This is a genomic window from Nocardia stercoris (genome assembly GCF_003696265.1).
In the GTDB taxonomy this organism is placed as follows: Bacteria; Actinomycetota; Actinomycetes; order Mycobacteriales; family Mycobacteriaceae; genus Nocardia; species Nocardia stercoris.
This window is the reverse complement of the sequence record NZ_RFFH01000012.1, coordinates 143,444-168,453: the sequence shown is the minus strand read 5'-3', so window position 1 is coordinate 168,453 and position 25,010 is coordinate 143,444. Positions and strand designations below refer to the sequence as shown.

At 69.3% G+C, this 25,010-nt stretch carries 28 protein-coding genes; 16 read left to right on the top strand and 12 right to left on the bottom strand.

The window, feature by feature from the left end; translation table 11 throughout:
- Positions 1-106: 106 nt before the first annotated feature.
- Positions 107-682, top strand: a complete 576-nt coding sequence (locus tag EBN03_RS24410) for a TetR family transcriptional regulator (RefSeq protein WP_122190452.1) — start codon at positions 107-109, stop codon at positions 680-682.
- A gap of 53 nt (positions 683-735) precedes the next feature.
- On the opposite strand, the gene EBN03_RS24405 is transcribed toward EBN03_RS24410, so the two are convergent.
- Positions 736-1,164: a type II toxin-antitoxin system VapC family toxin gene (locus tag EBN03_RS24405; RefSeq protein ID WP_122190451.1), complete on the bottom strand. Its 429-nt coding sequence runs from the start codon at positions 1,162-1,164 to the stop codon at positions 736-738.
- Positions 1,161-1,403 (bottom strand): FitA-like ribbon-helix-helix domain-containing protein, encoded by a 243-nt coding sequence (locus EBN03_RS24400; RefSeq protein ID WP_122190450.1) that lies wholly within the window; start codon positions 1,401-1,403, stop codon positions 1,161-1,163. The genes EBN03_RS24405 and EBN03_RS24400 overlap by 4 nt, the downstream gene beginning before the upstream one ends.
- Positions 1,404-1,749: 346 nt before the next feature.
- Here EBN03_RS24400 and EBN03_RS24395 point away from each other — a divergent pair, with 346 nt between their 5' ends.
- From EBN03_RS24395 to EBN03_RS24385, 3 genes are read left to right on the top strand one after another with little or no spacing between them, the layout of a single operon-like run.
- The gene (locus tag EBN03_RS24395) at positions 1,750-2,343 is read left to right on the top strand and encodes a dihydrofolate reductase family protein (protein WP_122190449.1); all 594 of its coding nucleotides are present in this window, start codon (positions 1,750-1,752) and stop codon (positions 2,341-2,343) included.
- Positions 2,344-2,345: 2 nt separating this feature from the next.
- Entirely contained in the window at positions 2,346-2,684 is a 339-nt protein-coding gene (locus EBN03_RS24390; protein ID WP_122190448.1) for a YciI family protein, read from the top strand.
- 13 nt (positions 2,685-2,697) lie between these two features.
- On the top strand, positions 2,698-3,918 hold the full coding sequence (locus EBN03_RS24385; RefSeq protein ID WP_122190447.1) for an RNA polymerase sigma factor: 1,221 nt from the start codon (positions 2,698-2,700) through the stop codon (positions 3,916-3,918).
- Here the strand turns inward: EBN03_RS24385 and EBN03_RS24380 are convergent.
- From EBN03_RS24380 to EBN03_RS24365, 4 genes are all read right to left on the bottom strand, one after another.
- On the bottom strand, positions 3,915-4,238 hold the full coding sequence (locus tag EBN03_RS24380; RefSeq protein ID WP_122190446.1) for a DMT family transporter: 324 nt from the start codon (positions 4,236-4,238) through the stop codon (positions 3,915-3,917). The genes EBN03_RS24385 and EBN03_RS24380 overlap by 4 nt on opposite strands.
- Positions 4,239-4,342: 104 nt before the next feature.
- Positions 4,343-5,764: an argininosuccinate lyase gene (gene argH, locus EBN03_RS24375; protein ID WP_122190445.1), complete on the bottom strand. Its 1,422-nt coding sequence runs from the start codon at positions 5,762-5,764 to the stop codon at positions 4,343-4,345.
- Between the two features lie 37 nt (positions 5,765-5,801).
- Positions 5,802-6,692 carry a class I SAM-dependent methyltransferase gene (locus EBN03_RS24370; RefSeq protein WP_122190444.1) on the bottom strand — a complete coding sequence of 297 codons (891 nt, stop codon included), beginning with the start codon at positions 6,690-6,692 and terminating at the stop codon, positions 5,802-5,804.
- A gap of 201 nt (positions 6,693-6,893) precedes the next feature.
- On the bottom strand, positions 6,894-8,096 hold the full coding sequence (locus tag EBN03_RS24365; protein ID WP_122190443.1) for an argininosuccinate synthase: 1,203 nt from the start codon (positions 8,094-8,096) through the stop codon (positions 6,894-6,896).
- Between the two features lie 490 nt (positions 8,097-8,586).
- Here EBN03_RS24365 and EBN03_RS34295 point away from each other — a divergent pair, with 490 nt between their 5' ends.
- Together EBN03_RS34295 and EBN03_RS24360 are read left to right on the top strand one after the other, a co-directional pair.
- Positions 8,587-8,736, top strand: coding sequence for a hypothetical protein (locus EBN03_RS34295; protein ID WP_158675730.1), 150 nt, complete (start codon positions 8,587-8,589; stop codon positions 8,734-8,736).
- A gap of 69 nt (positions 8,737-8,805) precedes the next feature.
- Positions 8,806-9,621 carry a HEAT repeat domain-containing protein gene (locus EBN03_RS24360; RefSeq protein ID WP_122190442.1) on the top strand — a complete coding sequence of 272 codons (816 nt, stop codon included), beginning with the start codon at positions 8,806-8,808 and terminating at the stop codon, positions 9,619-9,621.
- A gap of 61 nt (positions 9,622-9,682) precedes the next feature.
- Here EBN03_RS24360 and EBN03_RS24355 read toward each other — a convergent pair whose 3' ends face one another.
- Positions 9,683-10,477, bottom strand: coding sequence for a TetR/AcrR family transcriptional regulator (locus EBN03_RS24355; RefSeq protein ID WP_122190441.1), 795 nt, complete (start codon positions 10,475-10,477; stop codon positions 9,683-9,685).
- 99 nt (positions 10,478-10,576) lie between these two features.
- On the opposite strand from EBN03_RS24355, the gene EBN03_RS24350 reads away from it, so the two are divergent.
- The 6 genes from EBN03_RS24350 to EBN03_RS24325 all read left to right on the top strand — a co-directional run bounded on the left by EBN03_RS24350 (position 10,577) and on the right by EBN03_RS24325 (position 16,566).
- Positions 10,577-11,518 (top strand): alpha/beta fold hydrolase, encoded by a 942-nt coding sequence (locus tag EBN03_RS24350; RefSeq protein ID WP_122190440.1) that lies wholly within the window; start codon positions 10,577-10,579, stop codon positions 11,516-11,518.
- Positions 11,519-11,525: 7 nt separating this feature from the next.
- The gene (locus tag EBN03_RS24345; protein WP_122190439.1) at positions 11,526-13,289 is read left to right on the top strand and encodes an N-acyl-D-amino-acid deacylase family protein; all 1,764 of its coding nucleotides are present in this window, start codon (positions 11,526-11,528) and stop codon (positions 13,287-13,289) included.
- A gap of 8 nt (positions 13,290-13,297) precedes the next feature.
- Positions 13,298-14,185, top strand: coding sequence for a metal-dependent hydrolase (locus EBN03_RS24340; RefSeq protein ID WP_122190438.1), 888 nt, complete (start codon positions 13,298-13,300; stop codon positions 14,183-14,185).
- The gene (locus tag EBN03_RS24335; protein ID WP_122190488.1) at positions 14,182-15,282 is read left to right on the top strand and encodes a PDR/VanB family oxidoreductase; all 1,101 of its coding nucleotides are present in this window, start codon (positions 14,182-14,184) and stop codon (positions 15,280-15,282) included. Before EBN03_RS24340 ends, EBN03_RS24335 begins: the two co-directional genes overlap by 4 nt.
- A gap of 175 nt (positions 15,283-15,457) precedes the next feature.
- A complete protein-coding gene (locus EBN03_RS24330) occupies positions 15,458-15,985 on the top strand; it encodes a helix-turn-helix domain-containing protein (RefSeq protein ID WP_122190437.1) in 528 nt (175 codons plus the stop codon).
- Positions 15,986-15,993: 8 nt separating this feature from the next.
- On the top strand, positions 15,994-16,566 hold the full coding sequence (locus EBN03_RS24325; RefSeq protein WP_122190436.1) for a PIN domain-containing protein: 573 nt from the start codon (positions 15,994-15,996) through the stop codon (positions 16,564-16,566).
- A gap of 36 nt (positions 16,567-16,602) precedes the next feature.
- Here the strand turns inward: EBN03_RS24325 and EBN03_RS24320 are convergent, their stop codons facing one another.
- The 3 genes from EBN03_RS24320 to EBN03_RS24310 all read right to left on the bottom strand — a co-directional run bounded on the left by EBN03_RS24320 (position 16,603) and on the right by EBN03_RS24310 (position 19,589).
- On the bottom strand, positions 16,603-17,832 hold the full coding sequence (locus EBN03_RS24320; RefSeq protein WP_122190435.1) for an alpha-hydroxy acid oxidase: 1,230 nt from the start codon (positions 17,830-17,832) through the stop codon (positions 16,603-16,605).
- A 122-nt stretch (positions 17,833-17,954) separates the two neighbouring features.
- On the bottom strand, positions 17,955-18,548 hold the full coding sequence (locus tag EBN03_RS24315; protein WP_122190434.1) for a DUF4291 domain-containing protein: 594 nt from the start codon (positions 18,546-18,548) through the stop codon (positions 17,955-17,957).
- Between the two features lie 114 nt (positions 18,549-18,662).
- Positions 18,663-19,589 carry a LysR family transcriptional regulator gene (locus EBN03_RS24310; protein WP_122190433.1) on the bottom strand — a complete coding sequence of 309 codons (927 nt, stop codon included), beginning with the start codon at positions 19,587-19,589 and terminating at the stop codon, positions 18,663-18,665.
- Positions 19,590-19,658: 69 nt separating this feature from the next.
- Between EBN03_RS24310 and EBN03_RS24305 the strand changes: the two genes are divergently transcribed.
- The 4 genes from EBN03_RS24305 to EBN03_RS24290 are packed head-to-tail and all read left to right on the top strand — an operon-like array spanning position 19,659 to position 22,919.
- Complete coding sequence (locus EBN03_RS24305) at positions 19,659-20,225, top strand: UbiX family flavin prenyltransferase (RefSeq protein ID WP_122190432.1); 567 nt, start codon at positions 19,659-19,661, stop codon at positions 20,223-20,225.
- Positions 20,226-20,244: 19 nt separating this feature from the next.
- Positions 20,245-21,738: a UbiD family decarboxylase gene (locus EBN03_RS24300; protein ID WP_122190431.1), complete on the top strand. Its 1,494-nt coding sequence runs from the start codon at positions 20,245-20,247 to the stop codon at positions 21,736-21,738.
- Positions 21,739-21,774: 36 nt separating this feature from the next.
- Complete coding sequence (locus EBN03_RS24295) at positions 21,775-22,185, top strand: DUF3224 domain-containing protein (RefSeq protein WP_122190430.1); 411 nt, start codon at positions 21,775-21,777, stop codon at positions 22,183-22,185.
- Positions 22,182-22,919 (top strand): SDR family oxidoreductase, encoded by a 738-nt coding sequence (locus EBN03_RS24290; RefSeq protein WP_199742945.1) that lies wholly within the window; start codon positions 22,182-22,184, stop codon positions 22,917-22,919. Before EBN03_RS24295 ends, EBN03_RS24290 begins: the two co-directional genes overlap by 4 nt.
- Positions 22,920-23,019: 100 nt before the next feature.
- On the opposite strand, the gene EBN03_RS24285 is transcribed toward EBN03_RS24290, so the two are convergent.
- Positions 23,020-24,144: an ABC transporter substrate-binding protein gene (locus EBN03_RS24285; protein ID WP_122190428.1), complete on the bottom strand. Its 1,125-nt coding sequence runs from the start codon at positions 24,142-24,144 to the stop codon at positions 23,020-23,022.
- Between the two features lie 33 nt (positions 24,145-24,177).
- Positions 24,178-24,981 carry an ABC transporter permease gene (locus EBN03_RS24280; protein ID WP_199742944.1) on the bottom strand — a complete coding sequence of 268 codons (804 nt, stop codon included), beginning with the start codon at positions 24,979-24,981 and terminating at the stop codon, positions 24,178-24,180.
- Positions 24,982-25,010: the final 29 nt, after the last annotated feature.

Below are 25,010 nucleotides of genomic sequence, written 5' to 3'. Positions count from 1 at the left end.
ACCATTCACCCGAATCGGAAGTTGTACAGGTACGGAGACGGCTTCGTGGGAGCGAATCAAGCCCCCACGACAGCCGCATCCCGACCGGAGGTGAAGGAGGCCGAACATGCCGGATCCGGCGCCGGTGACGCAACGCGCCGCGGCCGCGGCACGGACCCGCGATGCGTTGCTCGAGGCAGGACTCACCCTGGCCGAGCGGATTCCCCTCCCCCGGATCAGCGCCAACGTGGTCGTGGCCGCCGCGGGCGTATCGAAAGGCACCTTCTTCCACCACTTCCCGACCCGCGCCGACTATCTGGTCGCCCTGCACGAGACCTTTCACGACCGCCTCGAACGCGAGATCGCCACTTTGGCCCGCGACTGCCCGCCCGGGCCCGAACGCCTGCACAAGGCCACCGAGCTGTACCTCGACCGCTGTCTACGCGACGCCAGCGTCCGCACCCTGCTGATCGACGCCCGCACCGAACCGGGCGTCGCCCAGGCCGCCCAGCACCGCACCGACGCCACCGCCGAGCACCTGATTCCCGACTTCACCGCGCTCGGCTCGGCCACCCCCCGCGCCAGCGCGCAGCTGTGGATCCGCCTGGTGCGCGAGGCCGCGCTCCTGGAGGCCGACGCCGGGCACCGGCTGGAAGCCCTGCGCGCCGCCCTCGCGGACTTCGTGCGGCCCACGCGCCGCTAGACGGTCGTACCCAGGCGGCGTCGGGGCGCGTCACACATCCGGAGCGAACCGTCTCAATCGGCCTGGAAGTCCCAAGGATTGATGATCTCGACCCCGGTGTCGGCGAAGTCCTTCACGTTCCGGGTGGCGAGCTCGGCACGGCGCGCGATGCAGATTGCCGCGATCTCGGCGTCGGCGGCGCTGACCGTCCGGCCCGATCGCATCGCGTCGCACACGATGTCCGCATAGTGGCCGGCGGCAACCGTGTCGAAGGGTTCGATGCGCCCCTGCAGGTCCCGGTACAGCATGTCATCGATTCCCGCGGCCAGTAACACCTTCCGCCGCCCGGACGGAAGCCGTCGCACACCGAACCACAACTCGGCCGCGGTGATCGATGTCGTGCAGATCTCACGGGCGGGCATCGAATCCAGCCACCGGACAACCGATTCCGCTGGCTCCCGCTTCACCAGTTCCGACAGGACGTTCGTGTCCAGGATGATCATTCGAACTCGGCCGCGCGCGGAGCCTCGACCCGCGCCGGCAGGTCGAGGTCTTCGCCGACGGCGGCGAATCGGGCACGGATCCGACTCCCCAACCCGTTGTCCATATCCGCCGGACCGGCCAGCTGGTCGGCGAGGATGGCACGCACTTCCGCCTCCATGGATCGCCCGTGCCGCGCCGCCTGCACCCGCAGCCGCGCATGCAGATCGTCGTCGAGCCCACGAATCGTCAGCGTTGCCACCGCGCACCTCCTGCTGTCATTGACAGCAATGATAGCGCGATCGCCCATCCGCAGCGATCCGCCACTCATGTCTGTCCCCCGCCCGAATCGGTGCCGTTCCTGGCGTTCCCGGGCCCTCATCGCACCTCCAACCAGCTCGATCGCATCGGAGCGCCCAGCATACGACCCACATTCAATATCGGTCAATCAATATATTGAATCATTATTCAATATTCATATAGAGATCCGGTTCATTGTGGGCAACAGCACGGTCCGAATTCGCCGCCGGCTCGATGTCGTATCCGGGTGTCCTCGTTCGTATAGCCGGTGAGCCCGGTACCGGACCGGGCCGGTCGAAGGAGGATTCATGGGCAGGATCGCGGCAGTCGTCAGTGTCAGCCTGGACGGTGTCATGCAGGGGCCGGGGCGGGCGGACGAGGACACCCGGGGCGGGTTCACGCACGGCGGATGGGCGCAGGGCTATGCCGATCCGGAGCAGGGGCGGGTCATCGGGGAACACATGGCGGCGTTCGGGGGCGGGTTGCTGTTCGGGCGGCGCACCTACGAGGACTTCTACGGGGTCTGGCCGCATCGCACGGACAATCCGTTCACCGAGGTGCTCGACCGGACCGACAAGTACGTCTGCACCCGGACGCAGTCCGGGCCGTTGCCGTGGCAGAACTCGATTCTGCTCGCCGGGGACGCCGTCGCGTCGGTCGGCCGGCTGCGGGCCGAACAGCCGGAACTGGAACTGGTCGTACTCGGCAGCGGGCAACTGCTGCGGGCGCTGATGGGTGCGGGCATGATCGACGAGTACCTGTTGCAGATCCATCCGCTGGTGCTGGGGAGCGGGCAGCGGCTGTTCGACGCAGTCGAGACGAGTGCGCTGCGACTGACCGACAGCGTCACCACGACGACCGGCGTCGTCATGGCCACCTATCGGCCCGCGGAACAGGAGTGACGATGAAGCAGTACCTGCTGAGCATCTACCAGCCCGACGGCGATCCGCCCGACGATCTGGACGAGATCATGCGCGAGCTGGCGGTGCTCAACGACGAGATGCGGGCCGCCGAGGTGTGGGTGTTCGCGGCCGGGCTGTGTCCGCCGAGCACCGCCACGGTCGTGCGGGCCGGCGGCACCGAGGTGCTGCTGACCGACGGGCCGTACGTCGAAAGCAAGGAACACATCGGCGGATTCACGGTGATCCGGGCCCCGGACCTGGACGCGGCACTGGAGTGGGGGCGCCGGCTGGCGCAGGTGGTCACCCTGCCGGTCGAAGTGCGGCCCCTCCAGGACCGCTGACCGTGGCGCGCGCATGAACGCCGGCGACGCCGCGATCGCGGCGGTGTTCGCCGAGCAGTACGGGCGCGCGGTCGCGAGCCTGATCCGCGTCTTCGGCGATGTCGATCTCGCCGAGGACGCGGTCCAGGACGCGTTCACCATCGCGCTGCGCCGCTGGCCGGAAGACGGAACGCCACCCAGCCCCGCCGGGTGGATCATCACCACGGCCCGCCGGCGGGCGGTGGACCGGGTACGGCGCGAAGCCGTGCGCCGGGACAAATACGCCCAGTCCGTGCTGCTGCGCGCGCCGGACGAGCCGGACGACCACGACGACCTGCCCGACGACCGGTTGCGCCTGATCTTCACCTGCTGCCATCCGGCGCTGGCCCGGACCGCACAGGTCGCGCTGACCCTGCGGTTGGTGGGCGGGCTCACCACCACGGAGATCGCGCACGCCTTCCTGGTTCCCGAATCGACTCTGGCCCAGCGGATCACGCGCGCCAAGGGCAAGATCCGGGACGCCGCGATCCCGTACCGGGTGCCGTCGGGGCCCGAGCTGCCCGCCCGGCTGGCTGCCGTCTCGACGGTCGTCTACCTCATCTTCACCGAGGGACACACGGCCACCGCCGGCGACCGATTGGCCCGGGCCGACCTGTGCGCGGAGGCGATTCGCCTGGGCCGGGCCCTCACCGAATTGCTGCCCGGCGAACCCGAAGTGCAGGGGCTCCTGGCACTGATGGTGCTGACCGATTCGCGGCGGGCGGCGCGTACCACGCCCGACGGCGCGCTCGTCCCGCTGGCGCGCCAGGATCGGGGACGCTGGGATCGGGACTCGATCGAGGAGGGGCTGGCGCTGGTCCGGGCCTGTCTGCGCGGTAATCGCCCCGGGCCGTTGCAGATTCAGGCCGCGATCAATGCCGTGCACGCGGTGGCCGCCGACGCGGCCGACACCGACTGGGCGCAGATCCTCGCGCTCTACGATCAGCTCACGGTGTTCGATCCCGGTCCGATCGTGGCGCTCAATCGGGCGGTGGCGTTGGCGGAGGTCCGGGGTCCCGGTGAAGCGCTCGCGGTCGTCGAGGGACTCGACCTCGGCGCGCACCACCTGTTCCACGCGGTGCGCGCCGATCTGCTGCGCCGGCTCGGGCGGACCGCGGCGGCGGCACAGGCCTACGATGCCGCCGCCGTACTCGCCCGCAATCGGGCCGAACGCGGTTTCCTGCTCGAGCAGAGCGCCCGGATACGCAAAGGCTAAGCGGCGCTGCCGAGTTCGAGCGCGAGCACCCCGAGGATGATCAGCGCGATGCCGCCGGCCTGGATCAGGGTGAGGCGCTCGCCGAGCCACAGGGCGCCGATGGTGGCCACGGCGGCGACACCGATGGCGGACCAGATGCCGTACGCGACGCCCACCGCCATGCCGCGTTTCAGGGCTTGCGACAGCGCCCCGAACGCGACGAGGTAACCGACGACCACGAGCACCGACGGCACGAGTTTGGTGAAGCCCGCGGAGATCTTCAGCGACACCGTGGCGGTGACCTCGGAGGCGATCGCGATCATCAGGAACAGCAGCGCCATGACGGCGAGCTTAGCGACCGCACCGAGCGGCGCGCGAGCTCACCGGAGCGAGCCCGGACGCCCCGGCCCTGGTGTGGACGCCCCGGCCGGCTGTGTGGCGCAGGCTATTTCACCCAGGTCCGGGCCTGGGCCGCGGCGGCACGCACCTCGTCGAGCTGCTCGGCGACGCGCACGCCGGCGGTGCCGCCGCGCGAGTTCCGGGAGGCGATCGAGCCCTGGACCGTCAGCACCTCGCGCACCGCGGGGGTGAGAGCCGGGTCGACGGCGGCGAATTCGGCGTCGGTGAGTTCGTCCAGGCCCACACCGCGCGCCTCGGCGGCCCGCACGCACGCGCCCGCCGCTTCGTGCGCGACCCGGAACGGAACACCTTGGCGCACCATCCATTCCGCGATGTCGGTGGCGAGGGTGTAACCGGCGGGCGCCAATTCGGCCATGCGGTCGGTGTGGAAGGTGAGGGTGGCGGTCTGGCCGGCGAACGCGGGGAGCAGCATTTCCAGCTGGGCCACCGAGTCGAACAGTGGTTCCTTGTCCTCCTGCAGGTCCCGGTTGTAGGCCAGCGGCTGTGCCTTGAGCGTGGCCAGTAGACCGGTCAGGTTGCCGATCAGGCGGCCGGCCTTACCGCGGGTCAGCTCGGAGACGTCCGGGTTCTTCTTCTGCGGCATGATCGACGACCCGGTGGACCACGAGTCCGACAGCGTGACGTAACCGAATTCCGGTGTGCTCCACAGGATCACCTCTTCGGCGAACCGGGACAGGTCGACCGCGATCATGGCCAGTACGAACGCGGCCTCGGCGGCGAAGTCACGCGCGGAGGTGGCGTCGATCGAGTTGGCGGCCGACGCGTCGAAGGCGAGTTCGGCGGCGATCGCCTCCGGGTCCAGGCCCAGCGACGAACCGGCCAGCGCACCGGAACCGTACGGTGACACCGCGGCCCGCTTGTCGAAGTCCTGCAGCCGCTGCACATCCCGCAGCAGCGGGTGCGCGTGCGCGAGCAGCTGGTGGGCCAGCAGCACCGGCTGCGCGGCCTGCAGGTGGGTCTTGCCCGGCATCACCGCGTCCGGGTGCGCGGCGGCCTGTGCGACCAGCGCGTCGACCACGTCCAGCACGCCCGCCGCGACTCGGCGCACCCCGTCGCGCAACCACATCCGGAACAGCGTCGCCACCTGGTCGTTGCGGGACCGCCCGGCCCGCAGCCGGCCACCCAGTTCGGTACCGGCGCGCTCGATCAGGCCGCGTTCCAGCGCACCGTGCACGTCCTCGTCGGATTCGGCGGGACCGAACGCGCCGGAGGCGACGTCGACGGCCAGCGCGTCCAGCGCGGTCAGCATGCCGTCCAGGTCACCGTCGGTGAGCAGCCCGGCCTTGTGCAGCACGCGGGCATGGGCTTTCGAGGCGCGGATGTCGTACGGCGCCAGCGCCCAGTCGAAGTGGGTCGACTTGCTCAGCGCGGCCATCGCCGCGGCCGGGCCGGACGCGAAACGTCCACCCCAGAGCGCGCCTTCGTTGGTGCCGCCGGCCTGGGTCATGGGTGCTGTCTCCTCGGATGTGTCGTGTCGGTGGGGATTACGGTCGGGTGGCGGTCATCAGGGTGTGGCGCAGCAGTTCCGTGTCCGCGATGTCGGGGACCTCGCGGCCGTGCGCGGCGAGCAGCGTCCGGCTGTCGGTGGTCTCGACCTGCCACCCGTGGGCGGCGAACCACGCCACGGGCGGGGTGCGGTCGTCCTCGTCGTACCAGAGGTTCTCCACGTCGATCGTCAGCCCGGCCTTCGCGAGCATCTCCTCGCGCGCGGCGCGCAATTCCGAGTTCTCCGCGCGCACACCGCTCCACGTGTTGATCGCCACCCGCGAGCCCGGTGCGCTCAGCGCGTCGATGTCGGCGAGCAGGCGGTCCTGCGCATCGGCGGGCAAGTAGCGCAGCAGTCCTTCGGCCAGCCAGGCAGTCGGGTTCACTGGATCGAAACCCTTGTCCCGCAAAGCTTTCGGCCAGTCCTCGCGCAAGTCGACGGCGATCTCCCGCAGATCCGCGGCGGGCTCGTCGTCGGCCAGCGCGGCGGCCTTGAACGCCAGCACCTTCGGCTGATCCAGCTCGTAGACGACTGTGCCGGAAGGCCATTCGAGCCGGTAGGCACGAGCGTCCAGACCGGCGGCCAGGATCACCACCTGCCGGATCCCGGCCGCCGAGGTCGCCGCGAAGTACTCGTCGAAATACACCGTCCGGGCGGTCATGAAGCTGGCCATCCCGTACATCCGGGCCTGGTCGGCGTCGTCGACGGTGACCTCGCCGCTCATGAGCTTCGCCCACCCGGACCCGACGGCGGCCACCAGCTTCTCCGCGTACGGGTCCTGGAACAGGGCGTCGGGCCGGGCGGTCTCGGCAGCGCGCATGGCCGCCACCCCGACCGCCGTCATCCCGACGCTCTCGGTGACATCCCAGCTGTCGCCGTCCTCACGCATGGCGCGCACTCCCCGCCTCTCCGGGCTTTTGCGGGCGGCACAGTGCCGCCCGCAAGGTGTCGACCCGTGCCGACGGTGGATGCCGAACCAAATGTGGGCGTACCCGACGAGTTACCCGGCCCGCACGAGATCAGTCGTCACCAATCTAACCCCGGCCAGGCCGGCACCTCGGGACGGGCAGCGGCCGACGTCCCCGATCTCTTACTTCTGGTTCAGGTCCCGGCGGGCGGCGACCTTCGACGACAGGCCGTGGATCTGGACGAAGCCCTTGGCCAGCGACTGGTCGAAGCTGTCGCCCTCGTCGTAGGTGGCGAGGTTGAAGTCGTAGAGCGACTCGTTGCTGCGGCGGCCGTTGACCACGACGTTGCCGCCGTGCAGCACCAGGCGGATGTCGCCGGAGACGTGCTCCTGGGTGTCCTGCACGAACGCGTCCAGCGCGCGCTTGAGCGGGGAGAACCACAGGCCGTCGTAGGCCAGCTCGCCCCAGCGCTGCTCGACCTGGCGCTTGTAGCGGCCCAGCTCGCGCTCGAGAGTGACGTTCTCCAGGGCCTGGTGGGCGGCGATCAGGGTGAGCGCGCCCGGCGCCTCGTAGATCTCGCGGCTCTTGATGCCGACGAGCCGGTCCTCGACCATGTCGAGGCGGCCGACGCCCTGGCGGCCCGCCCGGCGGTTCAGTTCGACGATGGCCTCGAGCACGCTGACCGGGCGGCCGTCGATGGCGACCGGGACACCCTTGTCGAAGGTGATGATGAGCTCGTCGGGCGCCTCGAAGTTGACGGTCGGGTCGACGGTGTAGTCGTAGACGTCCTTGGTCGGCGCGTTCCACAGGTCCTCGAGAAACCCGGTCTCGACCGCGCGGCCCCACACGTTCTGGTCGATGGAGAACGGGGACTTCTTGGAGACGTTGATCGGGAGCTTGTTCTCCTCGGCGAAGGCGATGGCCTTCTCGCGGGTCCAGGCGTAGTCGCGGACCGGCGCGATGACGTTCAGGTCGGGGGCGAGGGCGCCGATGCCGACCTCGAAGCGGACCTGGTCGTTGCCCTTACCGGTGCAGCCGTGCGCGACGGTGGTGGCGCCGTGGAACTTGGCGGCCTCGACGAGGTGCTTGACGATCAGGGGGCGGCTGATGGCCGAGACCAGCGGGTACTGGCCCTGGTAGAGGGCGTTGGCCTGCACGGTGGGCAGGCAGTACTCGTCGGCGAACTCGTCCCGGGCGTCGACGACGACGGCCTCGACGGCGCCGCAGTCGAGGGCGCGCTGGCGCACCACGTTCATGTCCTCGCCGCCCTGACCCAGGTCGATCGCGACCGCGACCACCTCGGCGCCGGTCTCCTTGCCGATCCAGCTGATGGCGACGGAGGTGTCCAGCCCGCCGGAGTAGGCGAGTACGACGCGGTCGGCCATGGTGTGCTCCTCGTGGGTTCGTGCGGTTGTGCGTGTCGGTGTCCGGCGCGAGCAGGGCTCGGGCGGAGCGCGGCCTCCGCTCCCCCGGCGGGTCGCGCTTGCAAATGATTATGCACGACCATGCAAGCCCATTCACAACGGGGGGTACCCCACAGTGCCACCTGCCCAGAGAGGTCACCGCGCGCGCGGAAGGCGCCGGGTGCAGGCACAACGCCACCGGGCTCCGCCCGCCCGACGCGGACGGCCGCGCACCGCGGGTTTACGGCAGCCACGCACGGGTATACCGAATCGTCGCCCGATCCGAGGCGCCCGGCAACCCCGGGTACCCGGCGTCCGCGCCACGCGTGGACCGAGGCCGACGCGCAGCACACCTGGCAATTGCCGCAATACCAGCGAATCACCCTGCCGTTCACCATGTTCCACCGAGACCAGCGGTCCGGCTGTGCGACCCTGGGGTATCGGACTCGAAATGCGACGGAAGGAAACGGCAATGGTCGGCACCACCTTCGGCATGATCGGCTCGGACCTGCTCGGCATCGGACAAGCGGTCGTCACCACCGTCACCGACCTGATCGGCTTGGGCATGCACGCGGGCACCCCCGGTACCGGCAACACGCCGAGCCAGTACCCGCTGGGCTGATCGGCGGCCGCGGCCCCCATCGGCCCGGGTGCTCCGGATCTCGACACGCCACCAGATACGGTTCTCGACATGTCGGACAATCACGACGCGCTACACACGGCGCTGCAGGCACCGGACCCGGCCGCACGGATCCGGGCACTGAACGACACGGCGCTGCAACCGGACCCGGCGTGCCTGCCCGAGGTATTGCCCCTGCTCGCCGACTCCGACATCGGCGTGCGGGCGGCGGCGGCACGCACGGCGGCGAAGGTCGGCGCGACCCGACCGGAGACAACGGGTGCGGCTCTGCTGCCGCTGCTCGCCGACTCGGACGAGATGGTCCGCAACGAGGCCGTCGAGGGGTTCGGCCCGCTGCAGTACGCGCCGGCGCTGCCTCGGCTGCTCACCCTCGTCCGCAGCGACGGCTCCTGGATCGTGCGCGCGTCCGCCGCCGAAGCGCTCGGCTTCTATCAAGGCCCCGGCGTGGCCGAGACGCTGGCGGAGGTCGTCAACGACGACCGCGAGATGTACCCCGTCCGCTCCTACGCCGCCTTCTCCCTCGGCCACATCGGCGACCCGGCGATCCTCCCCCAGGTCGACCAGCTGATCGTCGCCCACGGCTCGGAACCCAAGGTCGGGGCCGCGCTCCTCGGCGCCGGCTACCGTCTCGGCGGCCACCAGTACCTCGCCCCACTGCTGAACCTGCTCGACATCAACGCCGACTACGAGATCGGCCGCCTGCTCACCGAAATCGACTACCTCACCCGCAAACCGTTGCCCCCCACCCTGACCCAGGACGCGGCCACCATTCGCGCCGCCCTGGACTCGCTGGCCGACCGCCTGCCGAACCACGCCCCGAAGGCCGGCGCCATCGTCCGCCGCCTCCCGTTGACAGACACGGAGTAGGAACGAGTTTCACGCCGCGGCGCGACGACGGCCGAGCCTGCCCGGGTGCGCGCCGACGAGCTCAGGGCCGGGTCATCTGAGAGATCTCGGCCAGCGTCTCCACGATCGGGCGGTCGGGGTCGGACACGACACCCTTGCGGCGCAGGAAGCCGTCGAGAAGGTCACAGACCGAGTCGGTGGTGCGGTCGACGGCGGCACGGGTGTCGGCGGGGTCGAAGGGGCCGGGGCTGTCGAGCCAGAGGTCGATGACCGAGACGACGAAGCCGACGACGCCGCGGGCGAGGTGATCGATGCCGGAGGTGTCGAGGCCGACCGCGGCGAAGATGGTGCGGCAGTGGTCGGCGAGATCGGCGGACATGCGGCGGCCGATGTCGAGCGGACGGGCGGCGGACTCGCCGGTTGAGACGCTCTGGGTGATCGCGATGAAGCGGAACACATTGGGGTGGGCCAGGATCACCTCCGCGCCGGCGGCGAGGAAGCGGTGGACGGTGTCGCGGCGCGGCCGCATCATCAGCGACAGGTCGGGTGCGACGGCCCGGTAGATCTCGTCGAGCAGCCATTCGGCGACCGCCCGGTCGAGATCGGACTTGTCCTCGAACATGCGGTACAGCCGCGGTTTCGCGATACCCACCTCGGCCGCGATGGCGCTCATGGTGGCGTGCGGCCCGTCGCGGCCGATGACGCGGACCGCGCCGCGCACGACGTCGTCTCGGGAGAGCACCTGCGGATTCGACCGCCCCGCCGCCATCGATTTCGCCCCGCTCTTCCCGCCGTCGCCGACATTCTTCAGCAGCTTACCGGCAGCCCGGACGCCGGCCGGGCGGTGCGTGGGGCGGCGTACCGGAGGGGTTGACATGCCCCCGACGATACCGCGACACTCGTCCTCGGTACCTCGAGTACCGAAAATTGGAACCCCGAGTACTACGCGCGGCGCAGCGCGTCGGAAGGACTCCCGATGCCGGGTCACCCTGACAATCGACTCCCCGCACCCCCGGTGCCGGACCACATCCACAGAGTCCGTAACGGCGAGATCGAACTGGCGGTCTTCGAGTACGGCCGCCCAGACGGTGTACCGGTGGTACTGGTGCACGGCTGGCCCGACACCCACCACCTCTGGGACGGGGTGATCCCGCTGCTGGCCGAACACTTCCGGGTGTTCGCCTACGACACCCGCGGCTACGGCGAGTCCAGCGCGCCGCGCGAGGTGGCCGCCTACCGGCTCGACCGCCTGGCCACCGACTTCTTCGCCGTCGTCGAGCACGTCAGCCCCGAGGAGCCGGTGCACGTGATCGCCCACGACTGGGGTTCGGTGCAGATCTGGGAGGCGGTCTGCGAGCCGGGCGCCGACGAGTACGTACGCTCGTTCACCTCGATCTCCGGCCCGAATCTCGACCACCTGGCTCGGTTCCTGCGTACCCCGCTGCGGCAACCGTCGCCGCGCGCCCTGTGGCACACCCTCGCCCAGGCGCTGTCCTCGGCCTATACCGCGTTCTTCATGCTGCCGTGGCTGCCGGACCTGTTCTTCCGGCTCGCCGGGTCGCCGCGGGTGTGGAAGTTGTTCCTGCGCTTGGTGGAAGGCACCCGTCCCGAGCAGGTCCACGTCGCCGACACGCTGCGCCGGGACATGATCTCCGGGCTGCGGTTCTACCGGGCCAATATCGTGCCGCGCCTGGCCGGCCCCCGCGAGCGCACCACCACGGTCCCGGTGCAGTTGGTCGTCAGTACGCGCGATATCGCGGTCCGCCCCGCCGGTTACGCCGAATATGCCCGGTGGACCAGCGATCTGGTCCGTCACGATCTGCCGCGCGGGCACTGGCTGCCGTTCTCCGACCCGGCCGCGATCGCCGGGCTCGCCGAGACGTTCATCGCCACGCATTCCACGTTCAGCGGAAAGTAGTTCTGCCATGCCCGATTTCGACCTCATCGTCACCGGCGGCCTCTGGTTCGACGGAACCGGCGCGAAGCCCGTGCACCGCAATCTCGGCATCACCGACGGTGTCGTGGTCCGGGTGTCGCCCGATCCGCTGCCGGCCGGGCCCGATACCGAGGTGATCGACGCCGCCGGCAAGTGGGTGCTGCCCGGATTCGTCGACGTGCACACGCATTACGACGCCGAACTGCTGGTGAAGCCGGAACTGTCGGAGTCGCTGCGGCACGGTGTCACCACCGTGGTCGTCGGCAACTGTTCGCTGTCGACGATCCTCGCCTCCAACGACGACTGTGCCGACATCTTCAGCCGGGTCGAGGCCGTGCCGCGGCACGCGGTGCACGACGCGCTGGACCGCGCCCGCACCTGGTCGAGTCCCGCCGAGTACGCGAAGGCGCTCGACGAACTGCCACTGGGCCCGAATATCGCCACGTTCCTGGATCATTCGGATCTACGCACCCATGTGCTGGGGCTGGGCCGCGCGGTCACCCGCGACACCAAGCCCTCCGCTGCCGAGATCGCGCGGATGCGGACGCTGCTCGACGAGGCGATCGACGCCGGGTTCCTCGGACTGTCGTCCATGTCCAACCCGCTCGACAAGATCGACGGCACCGAATACCGTTCGCGCTCACTACCTTCCACGTACGCGCGAGGCAAGGAGGTGCGGGCGCTGAACCGGGTGCTGCGCCGGCGCAAACGCATCCTGCAGAGCGCGCCGACGGTGAACCTGCGCCCGAACATCGCCAAGTTCTTCCTGGCCAGCTCCGGATTCGGCCGGGACAAGCTGCGCACCTCGCTGCTGTCGGCCGCCGACTCCAAGGCCTACCCGCCGCTGGTGTTCTTCATGCTGTGCGTGGCGCCGCTGCTGAACCGCTTCGCCCGCACCGACTTCCGCTGGCAGCACCTGCCGGTGCCGTTCACCGTGTACGCCGACGGCATCGACCTGGTGGTGTTCGAGGAGTTCGGCGCCGGTGCGGCCGCGCTGCACCTGAAAGACCAGGTCGAGCGCAACGAACTGCTCCGCGACGAGACCTACCGGCGCTGGTTCCGCAAGCAGTACGACGACAAGTTCAGCCCGCGCATCTGGCACCGCGACTTCTTCGACGCCGAGATCGTCGCCTGCCCGGACGAATCCGTGGTCGGCCGCTCCATCGGAGGGGTCGGCGCGGACCGCGGCCTGCACCCGGTCGACGCCTACCTGGACCTGGTGGTCGAGCACGGCCCGAAACTGCGCTGGCGCACCACGATCGCCAACGACCGGCCGAAATACCTGGACAAGCTGGCCGCCAGCAGCGGCGTGCAGATGGGCTTCGGCGACGCGGGCGCGCATCTGCGGAACATGGCCTTCTACAACTATCCGGTGCGGCTGCTGGAACGGGTGGTGCGCGCCCAGGAGGCCGGTAAACCGTTCCTCACCCCCGAGCGGGCCGTGCACCGGCTGACCGGTGAGCTCGCCGACTGGTATCGCATCGACGCCGGTCACCTGCGCGAAGGCGACCGCGCCGACCTGCTGGTGCTCGATCCGGCCGGGCTCGACAGCTCGGTGCACGAACTGCACGAGGCGGCGCTGCCGGAGTTCGGTCTGAACCGAATGGTCAACCGCAGTGACGACGCCGTCGTGGCCACGGTCGTCGGCGGCCGCCGGGTTTTCCGCGACGGGACCTTCGCCGACGGACTCGGAACCGCCTGGGGCACCGGTCGTTTCCTGCGCGCCGGCACCGCCGCCACGATTTCCGCCTAGGAGTACCGATGAAGCTTCGCCGATCGACCGAACCGTCCGCCCGCGTCGCCCTGCAGGCACGCGATGTCCGATTCGACTGGGCCGCAACCCCGTTGCGGTGGATGCCCACCGAACCGGTCGCCTCGCACGTGATCAACTCGCTGAATCTGCTGCTGCCCGAGGGGGAACGCATGTTCTGCGCGACCTACCACGAGGCGCTGCCGTACGTGAAAGACGACCGGCTCCGCGAGGACATGCTCGGCTTCATCGGCCAGGAGTCGATGCACGCAGAGACCCATCATCTGGTCCTGGACCAGGTGTTCCAGGCGCAACAGATCGATCCCGCACCGTATGTAGCGCAGATGGAGTACGTGTTCCGCAATACCGCGGGGCGCCGGGAGGGTACCGCGAAGGCCGTGGAGAACCGGCTGGTCGAGCGGCTGGCCTTCATCGCCAGTCTCGAGCACTTCTTCGCCTGGCTGGGCGACTGGATCCTGAACACCGATCTGGAACGGCACGGCGCGGATCCGGCGATGCTGGACCTGTTCCGCTGGCACGGCGCCGAGGAGGTCGAGCACCGGAACGTGGCCCACGACGTGGCCGTCTACTTCGGTGCCGGATATTTCCGCCGGGCCCTGATGATGTTGATGGTGATCCCGATCCTGCTCACCCTGATCCTGCGCGGCACCAAGTTCCTGATCAGCCAGGACCCGGCGCTACCGGCGATGGGATATCCGAAGCTGATCTGGAAGGTGCTGGGCGCCATGTGGCGTGGGGCGCTGCCCGGCATTCCGGCGCTGCTGATCAGCGCACTGTCGACCTTCGATCCGTGGTATTCACCGAACCGGGTCGGCTCGACCGAACAGGCGGTCGCCTACCTGGCCGCCTCGCCCGCGGCGCGGGCGGCGCGGCGATGAGCCGGATCGAGATTCCCGTCGCGGTGCCACCGGACCTGTACGGCAAGCACCGCCACGACCCCACCACGCGAGTGCTGGACGCGGTGGCCACGGCGAAGATGGCGTGGTCGGCGCGGCTGAGCCGCAAGCGACTCGACCTCGCCGCGAACGGTATTCGTTTCCCGGCGGTCGTCACCGCCCGCACGCCGGTCGCGGCCGACGACGACGTGGTGAGCGTGACCTTCGAGTCACCCGACGGTGGCGCGCTGCCGCTGTGGCAGCCGGGGGCGCACATCGATCTCGAGCTGCCGTCGGGTCGGGTCAGCCAATATTCGCTGTGTGGTGATCCGGCCGACCGCTCTCGGTACCGAATCGCGGTGCGCCGCATACCCGACGGCAGCGGCGGTTCAGTGGAGGTGCACGACGCGCTCCCGATCGGCACCCAGGTGGCACTGCGCGGCCCGCGCAACGCCTTCCCGTTCGCGGCCACCGGATCCACCACGCGCCGACTGCATTTCGTCGCCGGCGGGATCGGCATCACCCCGATCCTGACCATGGTGCGCGCCGCCGACCGCCTCGCCGTCCCGTGGACGCTGGTCTACTGCGGCCGCACCCGCGCCGCCCTCCCGTTCCGCGACGAGCTGGCCGCATACGGCGACCGCGTCACGATCCGCACCGACGACGAACACGGCATCCCGGCCGCCGCGGACCTGCTCGCCGGTGTCGAGCGCGGCACCGCGGTCTACTGCTGCGGTCCGACCCCCATGACGGCCGCCGTCCTCGACGCGCTCCGCACGGCCGACGGCATCGAGTTCCACTCCGAACGCTTCTCCCCCGCCCCGGTCGTCGACGGCTCCCCGTTCACCGTCACCCTGGCCGCGACCGGCGAACAGATCGACGTCGCCGCCGACGAGACGATGCTCACCGCCCTCTTGCGCGCCCGCCCGAACCAGCCCTACTCCTGCCGCCAGGGCTTCTGCCGCACCTGCGTGCTGCGCGTCCTCGACGGCCACCCCGACCACCGCGACACCGTCCTCACCCCGGAGGAACACGCCGACGGCCGAACCCTGGCATGCGTATCCCGTTGCCACGGAGACGGTCTCGTCGTGGACCTGTAACCGATCCAGCCGACCGCCGCTGACGCCGCAACCTGCAGGTTCGCGCCCAGGGCTACCGCAGCTTCGCTACGGCACCCCTGGGCGGTTCCACCTGGACATCGCGAGAAAGATGTGACACTATTCGAACGAATCGAAACCTAATTCACTTCGTTCGAATAGTGCGAGGAGGGTGGCAATGGCCGCGCGACCGATCGAGGAGCGGACCTTCCTCCCCGACAACACGGACCAGCTCGCTCCGGTCATGAGCTTTCTGGAGGCCCACGAACGGCAGTGGGGCACCGCCGCCAAGCCCAGCTACGCTCTGGTCGGCATCGACGAACACGATCGCATCGAACTGCCCGAAGAGGTACACCAGGCACTCAAGCAAGTCGTCGCCGCCCTACTGGCCGGCAAGGCCGTCACTGTCGCCCCACACAGCCTGACCCTGACCTCCCAGCAGGCGGCAGACCTCCTGGGTGTCAGCCGCCCGACCGTCAAGCGACTGATCGAGAAGGGCGAGTTACCCGCTGACCGTGTAGGCAACCGCCACCGCCTACGACTGGACGACGTACTCGACTATCGGGAGGCACGCCGGCAGCGTCAATTCGAGGCTCTGGCCGCCACATCTGCGGATATCGACGACGAGGACATCGAGGAGACGCTGCAGAGCCTCCGGGAGGCACGCAAGGCTATCGAGGAACGCCGAAAGGGCCGACCGAACTAGGGGGGAATGTGTTTGCGGCACTGCTGGATACCTGTGTTCTCTGGCAGAGCTTACAACGCGATTTCCTCCTGTCGCTCGCCACTCAAGGGCTGTACCGGCCGCTGTGGTCGAACCGTATTCTGGATGAACTCGAATTCCATGAGGAAGCCAAGCTAACCCGTCGCGGAATGAATCAGACAGCGGCTGCGGCCCGATCACGCCGCCTCGTCAGCGCGATGCGGACAGCATTCGACGATGCCATCGTCCTGGACTGGGAGCCCCTGGAGGGAACATTTCAACTCCCCGATCCGGATGACGAACATGTTGTCGCAGCAGCCTTGATCGGCGGAGCAGACACCGTTGTCACCAGCAATCTGAAAGACTTTCCACACGATTGCCTGCCTGCCCATATGACGGTCAGCACTCCGGGGCACTTCGCGGCGAATACCGTAGCGGTCTCGCCGAGCATTGCCTGCCAAGCGTTCACCACCATGCTGACCCGGTATCACCGTCCGGCTGTGTCGGTCGCCGAGGCCTTCGACATCCTCGCCGAGCGATACTCGATGATCGAAGCTGTCGAGCTGATGCGCTCGGCCCGCTAGACGTGACAACCCGCAAGCGGCGGGCCGCCGCGCGATTCAGTCCTCCCGGAAGCGGTGGAGCAGGCGGACGTGGTCGGGGGTGAGTTCGGCGACGCTGCTGACGCCGAGCAGTTTCATCGTGCGGATCAGTTGGGTGCGCAGGATGTCGATCGCGCGGTCGGCGCCGGCTTCGCCGCCGGCCATCAGGCCGTAGAGGTAGGCGCGGCCGACGAGGGTGAAGCGGGCGCCGAGGGCGAGGGCGGCGACGATGTCGGCGCCGTGCATGATGCCGGTGTCGAGCACGATCTCCAGGTCACGGCCGACCTCGCGGGCCACGGCCGGTAGCAGATGCAGTGGGACCGGGGCCCGATCCAGTTGGCGCCCACCGTGATTGGACAGCACGATGCCGTCGGCGCCGGTGTCGGCGAGGCGGCGGGCGTCGGCCAGGGTCTGTACGCCCTTCACGACCAGCTTGCCGGGCCAGCGGTCGCGGATCCAGGCCAGGTCTTCGTAGGTGACGGTGGGGTCGAACATGCTGTCCAGCAGGGTGGCGACGGTGCCGGGCCAGCGGTCGAGGGTGGCGAAGGCCAGTGGTTCGGTGGTGAGGAAGTCGAACCACCAGCCGGGTTTGCGGGTGGCGTCCAGCGCGCCCTTCCAGGTGAGCGACGGCGGCACCGTCATGCCGTTGCGCAGGTCCCGCAGCCGGGCACCGGACACCGGCACGTCGACCGTGACCAGCAGGGTGTCGAAGCCGGACGCGGCGGCCCGGTCGATCAGCGCGATCGACCGGTCCCGGTCGGTAGTCATGTACAGCTGGAACCAGTTTCGCGCCGCCGGCCCGGTGGCGGCGGCCAGCTCCTCGATCCCGGTGGTGCCCATGGTGGACAGCGCGAACGGAATCCCCGCCCGCGCGGCCGCCCGGGCGCCGCCGACCTCCCCGTCGGTGTGCATCATCCGGGTGAACCCGGTCGGCGCGATCCCCACCGGCAGCCGCGATACTTTCCCGAGCACCGTCGCCGAGGTATCGGTGTCGGCCACATCGCACAGAATCGACGGCCGGAACTCCAAGTCCGCGAACGCTTCCCGCGCCCGCCGCAGACCGATCTCGCCGTCCGCCGCACCGTCGGTGTAGTCGAAAGCCACCGCCGGCGTCCGCTTGCGCGCCAGCTCGCGCAGGTCCCAGATGGTCTGCGCCCGTTCGAGCTTCGCCGACCGGCTCAGCGACGGGCGCCGCAGCCGCACCAGCGGAGCGAGTTCGGCGGGGCGGGGTATCCGTCGCCGGGTCATGACAACCTCCCGTGGATGTGCCTGCTCGCGGTCCCGACCGGGACCTCGGCGACACCATACGTACCCGGCCCCTCGAGTGCCGGAACGGACCGGCACCGAGGTGTGCCACAGGCCGCGAACGGCTAGCGGCAGCCGATCCGGGCGGCAATGTCGTCCGGCAGCGGGTACGGGCGTTCCACCGGCAGCAGCCGAGTCGCGCCCGCGTCGTCACCGGCGGCCACCAGCCCGCGCACCGTGCGCGCCCGTTCAGTCACGTCCTCGATGCCGGTGATCCACTCGTCGCAGTACCGGTCGACAGCCGGGCCGGACAGGCCGACCTGCAGCGAGCGGTGCGGCAGTGGGCGCAAGTGCGTGTCCCGCTCGGGGTCCCATTGCACGCGGACCGGCGCCGAGAGCCCGGACCGCCAGTCCGCGACATCGCGGTGGAGGGACCGATCGAGGTGCGACAGCGCCGAGTTCCGCAGCGCCCATTCGAAACCCGCGCGGGTGACGGTGATCGCCAGCACCCGTTCCTGCCCGGGCTTGCTCGCCCACCCGCAGCGATACATCATCCACAGGAACGACGGCTTGATCCAGGTCATCCGGGCCCGCTTGAATTCGCCCCCGAACCGCCCGGAAGCGGCTGCCGGACCGGCGATCTCGGGCCGGTAGGCCTGGTAGACGACGACCGTCCGGTCGTCGAAGTCGGCGCGGATCTGACGGAACGGGGTACTCACCCGCGGATCGTGACATCCCGGTCCCCGAGGCCGCCAACGATTTTCGAGCCGGTGAGTTCAGGCGACCGGACACCGCCGCGACCACGGCGGACCGCACCGGAACCGGCGGCAGTGTCAGCGGCCGACCGGCATCCGGTCGGCCACCGCACCGGAAGATGCTGCGAGAGCGGCGAATTTGTCGAGCGTCGGGTGGTCGGTGCCCTCGGGCCAGACCAGCACCACGGTCGCGTCCGGAAGGCCTTCGAACGGCACGAAGACCACGCCGGGGTGGTTGAACCGGGTCGGCATGGCGGTGGAGGTGACGAAGACGGCGTCGCTGTGGGCGACGGCACTGAGCATCTCGGGTTCGGTGCGGGCCGCGGTCACGAACCGGATGGGCCGGCCGGCCGGGGTGGTGGCGGGCGGCCAGAAGCTGCGGGCCAGCTCGGCGGGGACACTCGGATGCGGGCCGATCACCGGCGTATCCCCCAGGTCCTCCAGGGTCAGTGCCGGGCGGGTCGCCCACTTGCCGCTGCGGGCGACCGCGACCTGCCGCGGAAAGGTCGCCAGCGTCGGCCCGACCATCACGCCGGGTTGTTCCACCGGCGCCAGGCAGATCTGCGCGTCCACCGCGCCGCGGCGCAGCGGGCCGAACACGTCGGTCCAGTGGATCTGCACCAGCGAGACCGTGCACTGCGGGTGTTCGACGCGCAGCGCGCCGATCCCCCGGTCGAGGGTGCTGACGTAGGGCGCCAGGAACCCGACCCGCAGGCCGTGCGCGGCGGTGCGGGTGTCCTCGAACGCGCGCTGCAGCGCCGCGAACGCGGGCCGCACCCCGGACAGCAACTGTTCACCGAGACGGTTGATCACCACGCGGCGGCTGGTGCGCTCCACCAGCCGCCGGCCCACCCGCCGTTCCAGCTGCCGGATCAGCTGGCTGACTCGCGGTTGCGACACCCCGAGCCGCTGCGCGGTCCGGCCGAAATGCAGCTCCTCGGACAGCACCAGCAGCGCCTGCAGTTCGAGCGGATCGAGCCGTGAACCTTCGTACGCAGGATCCATAACGTCAGTTTATCGACGCCGCCGGAATTTATCCTTGATGAGAAAGCCCTGGCAGGACAGCCTGTTGCGGTGTCCATTACGCAACGACTGGTGGTCGGGATCAGCGGAGCGACCGGTATCGCCTACGGCGTCCGGGTGCTCGAACTCGCCCGCAAGGCAGGGGTCGAGACCCATCTGGTGGTGACGCCCGCCGCCCAGCAGACTCGCGCCTACGAAACCTCCCTCAGCGCACGGGATCTGGCCGCGATGGCCGATGTCACCTACCGCCCGGCCGATATCGGGGCCGCGATCGCCTCGGGCTCGTTCCGCACCGCCGGAATGATCGTGGCACCCTGCTCGATCCGGTCGCTGTCCGCGATCGCCCACGCGGGCAACGACAATCTGCTCACCCGGGCCGCCGACGTGACGCTCAAGGAGCGCCGCCGTCTGGTCCTGCTGGTGCGCGAAACACCGCTCACCCTGGCGCATCTGCGCGCCATGACCGCCGTCACCGAGATGGGCGGTGTGGTGATGCCGACGGTGCCGGCGTTCTACCTCAAACCCCGATCCGTCGACGACATCGTCGACCACACCGCCGGCCGGGCCCTGGACCTGCTCGGTATCGACGTAGCCGACCTGCCCCGCTGGGGCGAATAGCTCGACAAGGAAAGAGACTGTGGCACATCTGAAAAGCCTCCGCGAGTTCATCGAGGCGCTCGACGCCATCGGCGAGATCCAGCACATCGACGCCGAGGTCGACTGGGATCTGGAGATCGGCGCGATCATCCGCCGCTCCTACGACCTGCGCGCCCCCGCACCGCTGTTCGAGAACATCACCGGTTACACCGGCACCGGCTTCCGGGTGCTCGGCGCACCGGGCGCGCTGTCGGCCCCGCGGCACCGGCTGGCACGGATTGCGCTGGCGCTGGGCCTGCCCCACGACGCCACCGGCCAGCAGATCGTGGATGTCCTCGCGGACGCCCGCACGAAACCCGGAATCCCGCCGGTGGTGGTGGACCGCGCCGCCGCGCCGTGCAAGCAGAACGTCATGCTCGGCGACGACATCGACCTGTTCGTGTTCCCGACGCCGAAGCTGCACGGCAACGACGGCGGCCGCTACCTGCAGACCTACGGTATGAACATCGCCAAGACACCGGACGGGTCGTGGACCAACTGGTCGATCAACCGAATGATGATCTCGGACAAGAACACTCTCGCCTGCCTCATCCCCGCGCCCCAGCACCTGGGCATCATCCGGTCGAAGTGGACCGAAGCCGGCGAGCCGATGCCGATCGCCCTCGCGGTCGGGGTGGAGCCGGGCCTGCCCTGGGTGGGCGGCATGCCCATTCCCGAGGGCGAGGACGAAACCCATTACCTCGGTGCGTTGTTCGGCGAGGGCCTGGAACTGGTGCCGGCCGAGACCGTGGACCTGCTGGTGCCCGCCACCGCCGAGATCGTGGTCGAAGGGCACATCGCGCTCGACGAAACCGTCTCGGAGGGTCCGTTCAACGAGTTCCCTGGCTACAACGCCACCGAGGCCAGCCCCAAGGCGGTCTTCCACGTCAGCGCGATCACCTACCGCGACGGCGCGATCCAGCCGACCGTGGCCGCGGGCCCGCCGGTGGAGGAGGACCACACCATCATCGGCACCACCAGCGCCGCGGAGATCCTCTACCTGCTGCGCGAGGCCGGCCTGCCGATCTCCTCGGCCTGGTACAACTTCGAGGCCGCCGTGCACTGGCTGACCGTCGCGGTGAAGCAGGACTGGCACGAGACCACCGGCCTGGGCTCGCACGATCTGATCGACAAGATCGCGTCCGTCATCTTCACCGGCAAGCCCTCGGTGAACGCCCCGAAGATCCTGGTCGTCGAGGATGATATCGACATCACGAACCTCGACGAGGTGGTGTGGGCGTTCGCCACCCGCTCCCACCCCGACGTGAACCGGGGCGAATTCCATTACCCACCCGCGGTTTCCGACCAGCTCGCGGTGTACCTGTCGCCGGAGGAATCCCACACCTTCATGGCCGGCAAGGTGATCTACAACTGCCTGCTCGCCGACCTGTATCCGCAGGGCCGGCGACCGGTCAAGGGCAGTTTCGAGAACGGCTGGCCGGCCGAGATCCAGCGCCGGGTCCTCGACCGCTGGCAGGAATACGGCTACCGCTGAGCCCCACCGATTTCCACCCACCATCCCAGGAGAGACATGCCTACCACCACCAACCGCGCCACCGGCACCATCACCGTGCACAAGTACGAGCCGGAAGCCTACGAACAGCCCGCCGCCGGCCCCGTGCTGTCGAAAATCCATGTCGAGGAAAGCTTTTCCGGCGACATCGCCGGTGACGGCGTCGTCGAGTTCCTGCAGTCGTCCACCGCGGACGGCGGCGCCAGCTTCGTCGGCATCGAACGGGTCACCGGATCCGTAGCCGGCCGGGCCGGGACCTTCCTGTTGCAGGACAACGGCACCGTCGCGAACGGGATAGTCGCCGGCGAATGGTTCGTCATCCCCGGCTCGGGCACCGGCGACCTCACCGGCCTGCGCGGCACCGGCGGCTTCACCGCGAAACTCGGTGCGGGCGCGGACGTCTGGCTCGACTACTGGTTCGAGGCGTGACACTCACCGGCAAGACCGCCCTGGTCACCGGTGCGTCCACCGGGATCGGCAAGGCGATCGCCCGGGCGCTGGCGGTCGCCGGCGCCCGGGTGGTGGTCAACCACCCGCACACACCGGATTCGGCGGCGCGGGCCGTCGACGAGATCCGTGCCGCCGGCGGGGACGCCATCGAGATCGCCGCGGACGTGCGCGACCGCGACGAGTACGCGGCGCTGGTCGCGGAACTGCTGCGGGTCTACGGCCGCTGGGACATCCTGGTCAACAATGCCGCGGTGGCCCTCACCAAACCCTTCCACGAGGTCACCGGCGAGGAATTCGACCTCAGCTACGCCGTCAACGTGAAGGGCGTCTTCCACGGACTACAGCTGGCCTGGGAGCACCTGGCCGACAACGGGCGGATCATCACGATATCCAGTTCGACCACCGCGCTCATGCTGCCCGGCTACGCGCTCTACGACTCCACCAAGGGAGCGGTCGAACAGTTCACCCGCATCCTGTCCAAGGACTTCGGTCCGCGCGGGATCACGATCAACACCGTGAGCCCCGGGGCGACGGAGACCGAAACCTACCGCACCGGCAAGAGCGCGGAATTCCTGGCGAGCCTGGAACAACTGAGCGCCTTCGACCGGCTCGGCAGACCGGACGACATCGCCGCGGTGGTCGCGTTCCTCGCCTCCGACGCGGCCGGATGGGTCACCGCGCAGAACATCCGGGTCAACGGCGGCACCGTCTGATCCACGGCCGGCCGCCGGGCCCATCGACGCGCCCGGATTCCGACGGCGTCGGCCGCGCGACCGTGCCCAGGGGCAGTGATCGCGCGGCCGGTGTCGTCGGTCAGTTCTTCAAACCCCTTGCCGGGTCGATGAATTCGTTGGTCACCAGGTCGCCGGCCGTCAAGCCGTCGGGGATCTGGGCGCCCTTGCTGCGCTGCACCGGGGTCACCTGGGAGATCACCCGGTCGACCCGTGCGGTGTCGAAGTTGCCGAGGGTGTTTCCGGGGCCGTTGGCGATGATCTTCTGTGCCAGTTGCACTTTCACCGAGTCGGCGTTGGCGGCGGCGGTCACCGGTGGACCGCCGGGGATACCCTGCGAGATCCGGACCAGGGCGTCGTTGGTCGGGCCCGGGTCGGTCGCGTAGTCGATCTGGGCCTGCTGGAGCATCGGGACCAGCTTCTGCAGGCACGGCCGGAGTTTGTCGAGCTCGCCGGTACGTACCGACCATTGGTGCGGGTAGATCTCGTAGCCGGCCTGCGCGACCAGCAGAGATCCGACCGGCTTCTGCCAGCCCTGGACGTCGTGTTCCCAGCGGTAGGGCTCGTTGGAGACGTATCCCTGCTGCATGACCCGGCCCTTCTCCGCGACGAACCGGCTGGGGGTGCCGTCGTAGGAGGCGTCGAGTTGGTCGGGCTTCACGTCACCGTTGGCGACCAGGAAGTCCATATACGGCTTACCCTCGGAGTACATGATCTTGGCGCCGCTGGCGGCGATGTCCTGCCACGAATTGATGTGGTACGTCGCGGGATCCCACATCACGATCTGCGGGTTGGTCTGCAGCGAGGCGAACACCCCGGTCACCGGGAACTTCGACTTCGCGCGGATCTGCTCGTCGGTCGGCACCAAGCCCAGCGTGATACTCGTGTCCTGATACATCTGCGCGGTCACCGGCTGTCCGCCGAGGAACGGACCGCCGAGCCGCACTTCGACATTCACGCCGGTGTCGCCCAGGGGCCCCACATAGGCGCCCTTCTTCGCGTCGATGGTTCCGTTCGGGCCGACCAGCTGGTACGCGGCGGCCCGCTCCGGAGTGGCGAACCAGTCGGTCTGGATCACCACGGTGGCCGGGCACACCCCCGCCAGGGCACCGTGCCCGGTCGGCGCCGGCGAGGAGGCGCTGCTGCTACAGGCCGCGAGCAGGAGGCTGCCGGCGAGCGCGGCAGCGGCGAGGAGAGTCTTCTTCACGTGGTTTCCTTCGGGGTCGAACAAGGGGGAGAACTAGGTGCGCTTGCCGTGGGCACGGTCGACGCGCGCGGCGAGAAAGTCGAAGGCCCAGAACAGGATCAGGCCGACCAGCGAGGACAGCAGCAGCGCGGTGATCAGTTGCTCGGTGGCCAGCCGCTGCCGGTAGACGTCGATCATCCGGCCGATCCCGGGATCGCCCTGCCGGAAGAAGAAGTCGGCCACGATCGAGCCGATGACCGCCATCCCGCCGGAGATCTTGAAGCCGGAGATCATCGCCGGAAGCGCGGCGGGCAGCTGCAGTTTCAGCAGGCGTTGCCACCGGGCGGCGCCGTGCAGGGTGAACAGGTCGTGTTCGGCCGCCTGCACCGACTTCAACCCGAACAGCGTGTTGGTGATGACCGGGAACAGCGACACCATCACGCACACGATCACCCGGCTGCCGAACTCGTAGCCGAACCAGAACCCGAACAACGGGACCACAGCGAGCACCGGAATCGTCTGCAGGATCACCGCATACGGATAGATCGAGTACTCGACCCAGCTCGCCTGGCTCATGAGCACCGCGATCCCGACACCCACCGCGATCGCGATCGCCAGACCGGTGAGCGCGATCTGCACGGTGGCACCCAGCGCGGTGAGGATCTCGGTGCGGGCCGTGGCGTCCAGCAGGCCCTTGGCGACGACGGATTCCGGTGGGGGCAGCAGGAATCGGGAGTCGGCGCTGATCACGAAGTGGCTGACCACACTCCAGGTGCCGATCACGAGCAGGAACACCGCTGCGGGTGCGAACACGCGGATCGGGGCGACCGCGAAGGGCCAGCGCGGTTTCCGGGTCATGCGCGGACTCCGTTCGGTGGCGATCAGGG

Excerpts from the sequence above, each read along its gene's own strand:
- EBN03_RS24410 (WP_122190452.1), top strand. The coding sequence starts at position 107 with ATGCCGGATCCGGCGCCGGTGACGCAACGCGCCGCGGCCGCGGCACGG.
- EBN03_RS24405 (WP_122190451.1), bottom strand. The coding sequence starts at position 1,164 with ATGATCATCCTGGACACGAACGTCCTGTCGGAACTGGTGAAGCGGGAG.
- EBN03_RS24395 (WP_122190449.1), top strand. The coding sequence starts at position 1,750 with ATGGGCAGGATCGCGGCAGTCGTCAGTGTCAGCCTGGACGGTGTCATG.
- EBN03_RS24390 (WP_122190448.1), top strand. The coding sequence starts at position 2,346 with ATGAAGCAGTACCTGCTGAGCATCTACCAGCCCGACGGCGATCCGCCC.
- EBN03_RS24385 (WP_122190447.1), top strand. The coding sequence starts at position 2,698 with ATGAACGCCGGCGACGCCGCGATCGCGGCGGTGTTCGCCGAGCAGTAC.
- EBN03_RS24380 (WP_122190446.1), bottom strand. The coding sequence starts at position 4,238 with ATGGCGCTGCTGTTCCTGATGATCGCGATCGCCTCCGAGGTCACCGCC.
- argH (WP_122190445.1), bottom strand. The coding sequence starts at position 5,764 with ATGACCCAGGCCGGCGGCACCAACGAAGGCGCGCTCTGGGGTGGACGT.
- EBN03_RS24370 (WP_122190444.1), bottom strand. The coding sequence starts at position 6,692 with ATGCGTGAGGACGGCGACAGCTGGGATGTCACCGAGAGCGTCGGGATG.
- EBN03_RS24365 (WP_122190443.1), bottom strand. The coding sequence starts at position 8,096 with ATGGCCGACCGCGTCGTACTCGCCTACTCCGGCGGGCTGGACACCTCC.
- EBN03_RS34295 (WP_158675730.1), top strand. The coding sequence starts at position 8,587 with ATGGTCGGCACCACCTTCGGCATGATCGGCTCGGACCTGCTCGGCATC.
- EBN03_RS24360 (WP_122190442.1), top strand. The coding sequence starts at position 8,806 with ATGTCGGACAATCACGACGCGCTACACACGGCGCTGCAGGCACCGGAC.
- EBN03_RS24355 (WP_122190441.1), bottom strand. The coding sequence starts at position 10,477 with ATGTCAACCCCTCCGGTACGCCGCCCCACGCACCGCCCGGCCGGCGTC.
- EBN03_RS24350 (WP_122190440.1), top strand. The coding sequence starts at position 10,577 with ATGCCGGGTCACCCTGACAATCGACTCCCCGCACCCCCGGTGCCGGAC.
- EBN03_RS24345 (WP_122190439.1), top strand. The coding sequence starts at position 11,526 with ATGCCCGATTTCGACCTCATCGTCACCGGCGGCCTCTGGTTCGACGGA.
- EBN03_RS24340 (WP_122190438.1), top strand. The coding sequence starts at position 13,298 with ATGAAGCTTCGCCGATCGACCGAACCGTCCGCCCGCGTCGCCCTGCAG.
- EBN03_RS24335 (WP_122190488.1), top strand. The coding sequence starts at position 14,182 with ATGAGCCGGATCGAGATTCCCGTCGCGGTGCCACCGGACCTGTACGGC.
- EBN03_RS24330 (WP_122190437.1), top strand. The coding sequence starts at position 15,458 with ATGGCCGCGCGACCGATCGAGGAGCGGACCTTCCTCCCCGACAACACG.
- EBN03_RS24320 (WP_122190435.1), bottom strand. The coding sequence starts at position 17,832 with ATGACCCGGCGACGGATACCCCGCCCCGCCGAACTCGCTCCGCTGGTG.
- EBN03_RS24310 (WP_122190433.1), bottom strand. The coding sequence starts at position 19,589 with ATGGATCCTGCGTACGAAGGTTCACGGCTCGATCCGCTCGAACTGCAG.
- EBN03_RS24295 (WP_122190430.1), top strand. The coding sequence starts at position 21,775 with ATGCCTACCACCACCAACCGCGCCACCGGCACCATCACCGTGCACAAG.
- EBN03_RS24280 (WP_199742944.1), bottom strand. The coding sequence starts at position 24,981 with ATGACCCGGAAACCGCGCTGGCCCTTCGCGGTCGCCCCGATCCGCGTG.